At 73.6% G+C, this 11,619-nt stretch carries 9 protein-coding genes and 1 pseudogene; 4 read left to right on the forward strand and 6 right to left on the reverse strand.

Features of this window, described 5'->3' with window-relative positions; all coding sequences use genetic code 11:
* Positions 1–12: 12 nt before the first annotated feature.
* The 6 genes from LQ222_RS21995 to LQ222_RS22020 form a co-directional block, all read right to left on the reverse strand.
* On the reverse strand, positions 13–1,542 hold the full coding sequence (locus LQ222_RS21995; protein ID WP_230168998.1) for a glycosyltransferase family 39 protein: 1,530 nt from the start codon (positions 1,540–1,542) through the stop codon (positions 13–15).
* A 163-nt stretch (positions 1,543–1,705) separates the two neighbouring features.
* A complete protein-coding gene (locus tag LQ222_RS22000) occupies positions 1,706–2,536 on the reverse strand; it encodes an NADPH-dependent oxidoreductase (RefSeq protein WP_230168999.1) in 831 nt (276 codons plus the stop codon).
* Between the two features lie 57 nt (positions 2,537–2,593).
* Positions 2,594–3,943, reverse strand: a complete 1,350-nt coding sequence (locus LQ222_RS22005) for an LLM class flavin-dependent oxidoreductase (RefSeq protein WP_230169000.1) — start codon at positions 3,941–3,943, stop codon at positions 2,594–2,596.
* A 24-nt stretch (positions 3,944–3,967) separates the two neighbouring features.
* A complete protein-coding gene (locus LQ222_RS22010) occupies positions 3,968–4,945 on the reverse strand; it encodes a tripartite tricarboxylate transporter substrate binding protein (protein ID WP_230169001.1) in 978 nt (325 codons plus the stop codon).
* Between the two features lie 367 nt (positions 4,946–5,312).
* Positions 5,313–6,182 (reverse strand): thioesterase family protein, encoded by an 870-nt coding sequence (locus LQ222_RS22015; RefSeq protein WP_230169002.1) that lies wholly within the window; start codon positions 6,180–6,182, stop codon positions 5,313–5,315.
* Positions 6,183–6,246: 64 nt separating this feature from the next.
* Positions 6,247–7,860 (reverse strand): NAD(P)/FAD-dependent oxidoreductase, encoded by a 1,614-nt coding sequence (locus LQ222_RS22020; RefSeq protein WP_230169003.1) that lies wholly within the window; start codon positions 7,858–7,860, stop codon positions 6,247–6,249.
* Between the two features lie 125 nt (positions 7,861–7,985).
* On the opposite strand from LQ222_RS22020, the gene LQ222_RS22025 reads away from it, so the two are divergent.
* The 4 genes and pseudogenes from LQ222_RS22025 to LQ222_RS22040 form a co-directional block, all read left to right on the forward strand.
* Positions 7,986–9,062: an LLM class flavin-dependent oxidoreductase gene (locus tag LQ222_RS22025; protein ID WP_230169004.1), complete on the forward strand. Its 1,077-nt coding sequence runs from the start codon at positions 7,986–7,988 to the stop codon at positions 9,060–9,062.
* Between the two features lie 212 nt (positions 9,063–9,274).
* A complete protein-coding gene (locus LQ222_RS22030; protein ID WP_230169005.1) occupies positions 9,275–9,559 on the forward strand; it encodes a hypothetical protein in 285 nt (94 codons plus the stop codon).
* Positions 9,560–9,724: 165 nt separating this feature from the next.
* A complete protein-coding gene (locus LQ222_RS22035) occupies positions 9,725–10,756 on the forward strand; it encodes a hypothetical protein (RefSeq protein WP_230169006.1) in 1,032 nt (343 codons plus the stop codon).
* A 93-nt stretch (positions 10,757–10,849) separates the two neighbouring features.
* Positions 10,850–11,619 (forward strand): annotated as a pseudogene (locus LQ222_RS22040) (hypothetical protein); the annotation flags it as partial.

The raw sequence follows: 11,619 nt of genomic DNA on the forward strand, positions 1-11,619 counted from the left end.
GCGGCGCGGGCGTCAGCAGCCGGGCACGCGCCAGGCCTCCAGCAGCAGCGTGCCGGCCGGCACCTGCTCGACCCGCTCGCCCGCCGCGTCGCGCAGCGCGGCGAGCACCGCGGGGCGGCTGGAATAGTGCGGATCCTCGGCCACCGAGGCCGGCGGCGGGCGCGTGACGATCCACACCCGGCCCGCCCCGCGCAGCCTGTCGCACAGCCCCGCCGGGGACACCGCGGCCGCGGGCGCCACCAGCACCGCCGCGCGCGATTCGAGGCGCGAGGTGGCCGGCACCACCAGCGCGTCGAACCCGCCCCCGCCCGCCAGGCGCAGCGAGACCAGCGCGAAGACGCTGTCGGTCACCACCACGCGGTCGCCGGGTGCCAGGCGCGCGCGCAATTCGGCCACCACGTCGCGCCAGGGTTCCTTCTCCGCCGGCCAGTGCCGCAAGGCCACGGCGCCATGCGCGTGCAACCCCACCAGCAGCAGCGCCGCCGCCGCGAAGCCCGCGCGCGGCAGCAGCGCCACGCCCGCCGCCACGCCGGCGGCCAGCGGCGCCACCAGGAACAGCACGGTGCGGTCCATCATCATCGGCCAGGCCTGGCTGAGCAGCGGGAACAGCACCCCGCACACCCCCAGCAGCACCGCGAGCGCGACCCGGCCCGGCCAGCCCGGGCGTCGCCAGGCCAGCACGCCGCCCAGCAGCGCCACCGCGCTGGCGAGGATCGTCACCAGAGTCAGCGGCGCGTGGAAGGGCGCCACCACGCCATAGACATAGGCCTGCGCGGCGACGACCAGGTTCGGCGGCTGCAGCCAGCCCATGACGAACTCGCCACCCAGGGCGTGGCCGAGCGCCCAATAGATCGGCGCGCCGCCGACCAGCAGGCCCAGCGCATCGGCGCCCGCCAGCAGCACGGCGCCGCGCAGCACGCCGGCGCGCCCGGCCAGCAGCGCGGCCAGCACGAACACGTTCAGCCCGACATTGCCGATCGCCGCCGTGTGGTGCAGCCACAGCACCGCCCCCTGCGTGGCGCCGAGCCCCGCCACCGCGCCCAGCCCGGCCCGCCCCTCGCGCGCGGCCTCGACCAGGCGCCAGGCGGCCAGCAGCGCGCAGCAGAACAGCAGGAACAGCACGGCATAGGTGCGCCCATCCTGCGACAGCCGCAGCAGCGCCGCGTTCAGCGCCACCAGCACCGCGCCGAGCCACGCCGCGCGCAGCCCGAAGGCAGCCCGGCAGAACAGCCAGACCGGCACCACCGCCAGCGCCGCCGCCGCCGCCGAGAGCAGCCGCAGCGGCACCGCGCCAGGCCCGGCGACAGCACCCATCACCTTGGCGATGGCATAGTAGCCGGGCGGGCTCGCCTCGATGCGCGCCATCTCGCCCAGCACCACCGACCACGGCAATTGCCCCACGGCGATGCTGGCCGATTCGTCGATCCAGGCCGCCGGCGCGAACAGCCCCGGCAGGCGGATCAGGAAGGCGGCCACGACCAGCGCGGCCAGCATCCACCATTGGCCAGCACCTTCCGGTCGGCCTTCGCGACGGCTGTTCATGCCGGCAGCGGAGCATGCGCGCGGCAGGCCCGGCAATCAGCCGGGTCACACGCCGCGGCAGGGGCTGGATCGGAAGGCGCCCTCGCGCGCTGCCGACATCCGGCGCGCGCGCGGCCCCGCAGGGCGGGCGAGCGGGCCGGCGCCGGCATGCGCAAGCCGTCGGTCAGCGCAGCGGGAAGCCCAGCGCGACCAGCGCATCCTTCAACTTGTCGCGCCCGTTCAGCGCCTTCATCGTGCCCAGCCGCGCAATCACGCGCTGCGTCCAGGTGGTCGCGCCCATCTCGTGGCGCGCCGAGAAATCCGCCATGCGCGGATCATAGGCGGCGCGATGGGCGGCATCGTCCGCGTCGTAGCGTTCGCGGTGCAGCACGGCGGCCTGCGGCAGGCGCGGCTTCACCTCGCCCTCGCGCCCAGGCGCGGCATGGCCGACGCACAGGCCGAAGACCGGCGTGGCCCCCGGCGGCAGGTTCAGCAGCCCCGCCACGCGCTGCACGTCATTCCGCAGCGCGCCGATATACACGGTCAGCAGGCCGAGGCTCTCGGCCGCCACCACCGCGTTCTGCGCCGCCAGCGCGGCATCGATCGACGCCACCAGGAAGGATTCCAGATAGGGCATGCCGGCCAGTTCCGTGCCGGCCTCGGCAGCCAGGCGCCCGTTGCGCGACACGTCGGCCAGGAAGACCAGGAAGATCGGGCAGACCTCGATATGCTTCTGGTTGCCGGCGATGGTGGCGAGTTCGGCGCGCACCGCCTTGTCGTCCACCGCCACCACCGACCAGGTCTGCAGGTTCGACGATGTCGCGGCGGATTGCGCGGCGGCAACCAGCGTCTCCAGCGTGCCATCGGGCAGCGCATCCGGCTTGAAGCCGCGGGTCGAGCGATGCGACAGCAGCAGCGCGATGGTGTCGTTCCAGGGGCCGGCCTTGGGCTCGGCGCCGGCGCCGTAGCGGGCGGTGAGCGCGGCGGCGGCCGCCGGCATCTGGGTTCCGTCCATGGTGGTCGATCCTTCAGGGGTTGGCCTGAAGGTAGCGCGCCCTCGCCGCCCGTCCAGTCAGCGCGCCACGGCCGCGGCCGGGTGCGGGGCGGCCAGGCGCGGGCCGGCGCCGAACAGCTTCTCCCGATAGGTGCCGGGCGCATGGCCGCGCTTGTAGCGCCCGCGGTCCTGCAGCACCGGCACCAGCAGGTCCACCACATCCTCGATGCAGTCCGGCATCACGGTGCGCGAGAGGTTGAAGCCGTCGACATCGGCATCGTCCACCCAGGCGATCAGCGCAGCCGCCACCTCCTGCGCGCTGCCGATGATCGGCGGCTGGCGGCTGCCCAGGATCATGCGGTCGATCAGCGCCCGCTTGGTGGCTCGCGGCGCGGCGGCACGCAGCGCGGTGACGTTGGACTGGATGGCATTGCCGGGCGCGGTGGGCAGTTCATCATCCAGGCCGAGCGCGGCCAGGTCGATGCCGAGCGAGGCCGAGGCATGCACCAGCGCGGCCTCGACGTTGGTGCAGCGGCGGTAGTCCTCGAGCTTGTCGCGCGCCTCGGCGCTGGTGCGCCCGACGATCAGCGTGGCACCCAGGAAGGCGCGGATCGGCCGCGGCGCCGCCCGCGCGCGCAGGTCCGCCACCAGCCCGGCCACATGCGGCTTCGGCCCGCCGTTCAGGAACACGCATTCCGCATGCAGCGCCGCGAAGGCGCGCCCGCGATCCGACGCCCCGGCCTGATACAGCACCGGCGTGCGCTGCGGCGAGGGTTCCACCAGATGCGGCGCATCCAGCCGGTATTGGCGCCCCTCGTGCCGGATGCGCGCCACCCGCGCGGGGTCCGCATAGACGCCCGCCGCGCGGTCGGCCTGCACCGCATCCGCCGCCCAGGATTCCTCCCACAGCCGGTACACCACGGCCATGAACTCATCCGCCATGTCGTAGCGGTCGTCATGCGCCATCTGGCGATCGAGGCCCATCGCCCGCGCCGCGCTGTCCAGATACCCGGTGACGATGTTCCAGCCGATCCGCCCGCCGGTCAGGTGATCCAGCGTCGAGAACCGCCGCGCCAGCAAGGCCGGAGGCTCCCAGGCCAGGTTCACCGTGACGCCGAAGCCAAGATGTTGCGTGACCGCCGCCATCGCCGGCACCAGCAGCATCGGGTCCAGCAGCGGGATCTGCACGCCGCCGCGCACCGCCGCATCCTGGCTGCCGCCATGCACGTCGTACACGCCGAGCACATCCGCCAGGAACAGCCCGTCGAACAGGCCGCGTTCCAGCGTGCGGGCCAGGCCGGTCCAGTAAGCCAGCGACAGGTAGTCCGTCGCGCGGTCGCGCGGATGGGTCCACATCCCCTGCTGGATGTGGCCCGGTGTGGCCATGTCGAAGGCGTTGAGGCGGATCTCGCGCGGCGCTGCGTTCATGTGAACGCGCTCATGCGGGCATGGTCATTCGGGCGTGAAGCCGCTTTCGCGCACCACGTCGCGCCACAGGTCGCGCTCGCCGCGGATCTGCGCGGCGAAGGCCTGCGGGCTGGCCGAGGTCGCATTGGTGAATTCCAGCCGCTCCAGCGCCGCCACCAGGTCGGCTTCGCGCGATGCCGCGACGATCGCCGCATGCAGCCCCGCCACCACCGGCGCGGGTGTGGCGGCCGGCACGAAGGCGCCGAACCATTCCTCGGCGGTGCGCTCGGGATGGCCGAGCTCCGCCAGCGTCGGCACGTTGGGCAGCTTGGCGAAGCGCGTGGCCGAGGTGACCGCCAGGATGCGCACGCCGGTGCCCTCATGCGGCAGCATCTCGCTCAGCACGCCGATGAACAGCGGCAGGCGGCCGCCGATCAGGTCCTGAACCGCCGGCGCGCCGCCGCGATAGGGCACGTGGGTCAGGCGCAGGTTCAGCTTGCGCGCCAGCATGATGCCGGTGAAGTGCGGCACCGACCCCGCCGCGGGCGAGGCCCAGGGCACCTCATTCGGCTGCGCGCGTGCCCAGGCGAACCATTCCTCCATGGTGCGCGCCGGATGGTTCATCGGCACGCCCAGGCCGAAGGGGAAGGAGCACACGGTGCTGACCGGGATGAAGTCGGTCAGCGCGTCGTAACGCACCTCGCGCGGGAAGACATGCGGCTGCACGGTCATCATCGAGGCCGGGGTCTGCAGGAAGGTGGTGCCATCGGCCTCGGCCGCCTTCACCGCCTCGACCGCGATGCGCCCGGCGGCGCCGGGGCGGCCATCGACGATCACCTGCGGCGCGTAGCGCCCGCGCAGCTTCTCGGCATAGAGCCGCGCCACCACGTCCGACGATCCGCCCGGCGGGAAGCCGATGACCAGGCGCGCGGTGCGCGTCACGGTCTGGGCGCGCGCGGTGCCGGCGATGGCGGCGGTGCCGGCCAGCGCGAGCGCGGCGCGGCGGGCGATGGTGACGGTCATGGCGTGTCTCCTCCCTGACCCGCTGCGGGGCCTGCGGCTGCGGTTGTAGGGGCTGGGCCCGGGCTTCGCCAGCGTGGCGTGCGGGGATTGCGCGGCGACCTGCGCCCGCAGGATGATCACGCCGCGTCGAAGGGACCTGGCATGCGAAGAATGCACCGCCTGCTTGCCGCGATGGCTTTCGCGAGCCTGGCCGCATGCGCCGGGCCGTCCCCTCCGGCGGCCGCGCCGCTCATTCGCTGCATCGAGATCCCGAACGGCTTGGCGGAATGCAGCGAATTGCCCGGCCCGACCCTGCCGGAACGCGCTGCGCGCTGAGGCGCCGTTCGAGTATGCGCCGACGCGCGGCACCGGCCCGGCCCAGCGGTCCCTACAGCCCGAGCCCCGGCACCAGCAGCGCCTCCAGCGCCGCCCGACGTTCCGCCGGGATCGCCACCGCGCGGCGCGCCTTGAGGTCGAAGGCGATGCCGACCGCCTCCGCCGCCGCGACCACCGCGCCGGTCTCGCCGTCATGGACCAGGTGCGTCCAGGTGGTGGTCTTCTCGCCCAGCGCCTTCAGCCCGCTGCACACGGTCAGCAACTGCCCGGCGCGCAGCGGCATGAACTGCGCCACGCGGTATTCCAGCGCGGCGGAACCCATCCCTTCCTCCTTGATGCCCAGGCCGGTGCCGCGGTTGCGCAGGTTCGGCACGCCATCCCAGATGCGCGCGATGATGACGTCGGGGCGCATCACGCCATCCGTGTCGCATTCATGCGGGCGGATGGCGCCGCGATAACCTTCGGCCAGCCCCATGGCGCGGGCGGCGTCGCGGTCGGGCAAGGCGGGCGGCGGGTCGAAGCCCAGGCCACGCGGGCCGGCATTGGGCGGCATCGCGACGACCAGCGCCCCGGCGCCCGGCAGGGCCGGCAGCGGCGCGCCCCACAGGCCGAGGTCGGTCACCAGCGTCGCCGCGGCGGCCTCGGTCGCGCTGTTGCGGATCTCGACCACGGTGCGGATGCGCTCGGCGCCGGTGGCGATGACACCGCCCAGGATGGTGAAGGGCGTGCCCGGCGACATCTCGCGCAGGAAGCGCAGGTGCTGGTCCATCACCGCCAGGCGCTGGCGCGACGGCGGCAGCCCGGCCTCGTGCATCAGCCAGTCGAGCGCATCGGCCGCCCGCGCGACGTAGTGGCGCACATTCATGTGCCCCATCACGTCGCATTCCTCCTGCTGCACGCTGCCGCGTCCGATGATGATCACGCCATGCTCCTGCCCGGTGCGCCAGGGTGGAACGGCGGCGCGGCGCTGGGAAGGCCCGCCCGCGTCAGTCCAGCGCAACCCCCGCATAGCCACGCGCCGCGATGTCGTCCGCCCAGGCGCGATAGGTCGGCGCGCTGCCGGTGTAGCGCGCCACGTGCCGCACCTGCTTGCCCGCGACATTGCTGTTCACGCCGGTCATCCAGGAATCGACCTCCATGGACAGCAACCCGCGCGCCACCTCGGCCACGTGGTCCATCCAGGCCGCGACGGCCTGGGGCGTGGGTTCCACGCGGGTGATCCCGTTGGCCTGAAGATGGCGCAGCAGCGCGCTCACCCACTCCACGTTGAATTCGATCGACCGCGGGATGTTGCCCAGCGCCGTGTGCGGCCCGAGCAGCGTGAACAGGTTCGGGAACCCTTCCTGCAGCATGCCGACCAGCGACGTCGCGCCGTGTTCCCACTTCGCCTTCAGGCTGACGCCACCGGCGCCACGGAAGTCGATGCGGTCGAAGGCGCCGCGCAGCGCGTCGAAGCCGGTGGCGTAGACGATGATGTCGACGTCGTAGTCCGCTGCGCTGGTCTTGATGCCGGTCGCGGTGATGCGCTCGATCGGCGTCGCGCGGCTGTCCACCAGCAGGACGTTGGGCTGGTTGTAGACTTCGTAGTAGCGCGTCTCGAGCGGGACGCGCCGCGTGCCGAAGCCGTGGTTGCGCGGGATCAGCATCTCAGCCACGCGCTGGTCGTGCACCCGCGCGCGGATCTTGTTCGCGATGAATTCCGACACGACCTCATTCGCCGCGCGATTGGTCAGCAGGTCCTTGAAGTTGCCGACCCAGATGCCGAAGCCGGGTTCGGAATACAGCTTCTCCAGGAAGGCCTCGCGTTCCTCCGCGGTCACGTCGAAGGTGTTGCGCGGGTCGGCGGTGTGCAGGAAGCAGGCGAAGGTCTCGCGGCAGCGGGCGAAGATTGCGTCGTAGCGGGTGCGGATCTCGGCCATCTCCTCGGGCGTGATCGGGCCGTTGTGCAGCGGCGCGCACCAGTTGGGCGTGCGCTGGAAGACCGTGAGCTGCGCCGCGGTCTTGGCCACTTCCTGGATGGTCTGCACGCCCGAGGCGCCGGTGCCGATCACCGCCACGCGCTTGCCGGCGAAATCCACCGGCTCCTTCGGCCACAGCCCGGTGTGGAAGGACGCGCCCCGGAAGTCTTCGATGCCTGGGAAGCCGGGCATGGTCGGCGACGACAGCGCGCCGATGGCGGTGATCAGGAAGCGCCCGGCGAAGCGCGTGCCATCCTCCAGCGCGACGGACCAGCTGCGCGCCGCCTCATCCCAGCGCGCCGAGGCCACGCGCGCGCCGAAGCGGATGTCGCGCCGCAGATCGTACTTGTCCGCCACGCGGTTCAGGTAGCGTTCGGTCTCGGGCTGGGGCGCGAAATGCTCGGTCCAGTCCCATTCCGCCAGCAGGTCCTGGTCGAAGGAATAGCCGTAGGAGTAGCTCTCGGAATCGAAGCGGCAGCCGGGGTAGCGGTTCCAGTACCAGGTGCCGCCCACACCCGTGCCTGCCTCCAGCACCAGCGCGCGCATCCCCAGTTCGCGCAGGCGGATCAGCTGGTACAGCCCGGACATGCCCGCGCCGATCACGATGGCATCGAAGGCGTCACCGCCCGGATCTGCTGTCATGGATGGCGCTTTCCCTGCCCGTGTCGCCGCAACCCTATCGCCCGCGCCGCACGCCGCGAAGGGCCGGGCTTGAGCGCCGCGCCATCCTGCGGGACCATCGCCGCAACACGAGGGGGAGACGCAGCATGGATGTCGGCCTGTTCAACCTGATGGGCTACCGCACGCCCGGCACCTCCACCGCGGCGATCTATGACCGCACGGTGGTGCAGGTGAAGGCCGCCGAGGATGCCGGCTTCGCCATCGCCTGGTTCGCCGAGCACCATTTCAGCAACTATTGCGTCTGCCCCTCGCCGCTGATGATGGTGGCGCGCCTGGCCGGCGAGACCTCCCGCATCCGCCTGGCCTCGGGCGTCGTGATCGTGCCGCTGTACCATCCCGCGCGGCTGATCGCGGAGGTCGGCATGGTCGATGCGCTGACCCATGGGCGGCTCGTGCTGGGCATCGGCAGCGGCTACCAGCCCTACGAATTCGAACGCTTCGGCGCCGAGCTCGATGAATCGACACCGCGCCTGCTGGAGGTCATGGCCATGATGGAGGCCGGCTTCGCCGCCGAGACCTTCACCCATGACGGGCCGCATTACCGCATGCCGGTCGCGCATATCGCGCCCCGCCCGGTGCGTGGCATGCCGGAGATCTGGGTCGCCGGCGACAATCCCGACCTGCACCGCTACGCCGCCGAGCGCGATTGCGTGGTCATGGTCACGCCGCGCCACTTCACCCCCGCCATGCTGGCCGCGGCGCGCGCCCGCTTCGAGGGCATCCGGCGCGCCGCCGGCAAGCCCGGCGAGACGCTGCGCTTCGGTGCCATGCGCCCGTTCTGCGTCACCGACGACGCGCAGGAAGCCGCGCGCTTCCTGGAGAATGCCCGCTGGCAGATCCGCCTGTCGCAATCGCTGCGCCGTCGCGAACAGGCGATGGATGGCGGCATGCTGATCGAGAAGACCTGGGATGGCGAACCGAGCATCGAGGAGATGGGCGCCCACATGATGGTGGGCGACGCCGCCACCGTCGCGGCGCGCCTGGCCGCCGAGATCCGCGCCGCCAACCCCTGCCACTACCTGTTCCAGGTGCAGGTGGGGGACATGGACGCGGGGGTCGCGCTGCGGTCGATCGATGCCTGGCAGCGCCAGGTGAAACCGCTGCTGGAACGCGAATTCGGCCCGCTGGAGCGGATTGGCCTCGCCGCGGAAGCGGCGGCTTAGATCGCGCCGCGGAAGCGGCGGCTTGGATCGCGCCGCGGAAGCGGCGGCTTGGATCGCGCCGCGGAAGCGGCGGCTTGGATCGCGCCGCGGAAGCGGCGGCTTAGATCGCGCCGCGGAAGCGGCGGCATGGATCGCGCCGCGGAGGCGGCGGCGCATCCGCCGGCGCACGCCGCCCTTGACCGGCAAGGCGGGGATTTGCCACGCTTCCCGCCGTGGGGATCCTGGTCAGCGTCCGCGCCGGCGACGACGACACGCTCTGGGCCGTGGTGGCGACGGTCGGGCGGAAAAGCCGTGTGGCGGAAGTGTTCCGCTCCCGCGCCCAGGCGCTCGACGACCGCGCGTGGCGCGACCAGCAGGTGCGCGCCTATGCCGACTGGCTGGTGCGGGCGCAGAAGCCCGTGCCGCATTATTCGGTCGCGCCGATCCGCCGGTCCGACCTGCCGCGCAAATGGACGCCCCTGCCCGCGCTGGGCTTCCTGCGCGACCAGCCGGCGTGAAGGCACCATTTCCGCGCATCACGGCCCAGCACCGCGCAACCCTGGCGCGTGGGGGGCGTAAACCGGCGTGACGTGGCGCACCGCGGCGCCGGCGCGCCGTGTTGCCGGCCGCGCCGATGCGGAGTTTAGTCACGCCCTGCTGCGAGATTTCCGGAGGAAGCGTCGGTGAACCCTGTGCGCCTGTCGAAGTCGCGTCGCGCATCGCGCATCGCTCCCGCGGTCGCCGCGGCCCTGCTGCTGACGGCCTGCGCCGACGGCTCGGGCGGGGGCCTGCCGGCCGCCGATGCCTCGGACGCCTGCCGGGCGCAGGCGGCGGAGCTCGACCGCTCCGGCCAGTTCTTCGCCGTGCCGATCGTCGCCGGCGGCGTCGCGGTGGTCGGCGCGGGCGGCGTGCTGGGCACGCGGCCCGGCGTGGTGGGTGGCCTGGTCTGGGCGGCGACCTCCGCGGCCGCCGCGGTCACCGCGGTCGCCTACCTCGACCAGCGGCGGCGCGAGGCAGCCGGCAACGAGGCCGCGCTGGCGACTGCCATCGGCAACGATATCGACCGCGAGAATGCGGGCCTGGCGCAGACCCAGGCGGCGCTCGACGGCGTCATGGATTGCCGCCTGCGGGAAGCGCGGCGCGTGCAGGAAGCCGCCCGCGCCGGCGCCATCCAGCGCCAGGAGGCGGCCGCCCAGCTGGCCGCGATGCGCGCCCAGGCGGAGCGCGAACTCGCCTTCAGCCGCACCATCGAACAGCGGGTGCAGGCGCGCGCGGTCGACCTCGATGCCGGCGTCGCGGCGGTCGCCCCCGGCGCGCCCCCGGCTCCGCCGCCGCGCCCGGCGGTGGTGGTGCGCCCGGCCCGGCCGGTGCCGCTGCAGGCCGCGCCGGTCGCAGCCGCCGCCCCCGCCCCGACCCCCACCGTCGCGCCGCGGCAGGAGGTGCGCGTGCTACCCGCCCGCAACCCGGATTTCGTCGCCGTCGAGACCCCCGCGGGCCAGCCGCTCGGCTATGCGCCGGTCGCGGTCTTCTCGATCCCGGCGGCGCAGACGCGCGCCATCGCCATGCCGGCCCTCGCCACCGGGCTGGATGCGACGGCGCCCGGGCGGGTCCGCACCCTGGCGTCGACCAACATCGTGCGCCGCGACAATTTCCGCGAGGCGGTGGGCGATTTCCAGCGCGTGGTGTCGGCCGGCGGCTTCGAACTCGGAACCTGACGGGGGCGCGGCGCGGCCTCAGCCGCGCCCGGTTGCGCGGCGGCGCGATGCGGCCCAGCCTGGGCTTTCACGTTGCGTGGAGGCCACCCGGCCATGCGCCCTGCCCCTGCCCGGCGGCCGCTGCCGCGCATCGCTCTCGCCGGCCTGTTGCTGGCCGGCGCCTGCACCCCGGCGCCGCCCGCGGCCACGGCGGCGAACGACTTCGCGCCCGAAGCGGGTGACGCCTGCGCCGGCCAGCAGCAGAATTTCGCCCGGGCCCGCAGCCTGTTCGCCGCATCGGTGATCACGGGTGCGGCGGTCGGCACGCTGGGCGCGGTGGCGGGCCGCGGCGTCGGCATCCGCATCGGCGGCGGATCGCTGCCCGGGTCGACCGCCATCCTGGGGGGATTGGCCGCCGGCGCGCTGGCCGGGGCGGCGGTGGGCTCGTACCTTGAACAGCAGCAGCGGCGCGCGGGTGGCGACGATGCCGCGCTTGCCAGCGCCGTGGCCGGCGACCTGGCGCGCGAGAACGAGAACCTCGACCTTGCCCGCAACGCCGCGGAATTCCTGCTCGATTGCCGCCTGCGCCGCGCCCAGGACATCCGCGAGGCGACCCGCGCCGGCACGCTGCCCGCCGCGCAGGCCGAGGCCGAGCTCGCGACGCTGCGCGCCCAGGCCGGTCGCGACCTGGCGCTGGCGCGGGAGGTCGAGGCCCGCATCGCCGCGCGCGATGGCGAACTGGCCCCGGCACTGGACTCGCTGGCGCCGGGTGCGCGCGCCGAGGGCGCGGCCGATTCCCCCGCCGCCGCGCCCGCGGTGCCCGCCACGGCGCCGACCGCCCTGCCCCTGCGCGCGCGCCCGGAGGCGACCGCGGTGACCATCGC

The sequence above is a fragment of the Roseomonas sp. CECT 9278 genome (assembly GCF_918698155.1).
GTDB lineage: Bacteria > Pseudomonadota > Alphaproteobacteria > Acetobacterales > Acetobacteraceae > Neoroseomonas.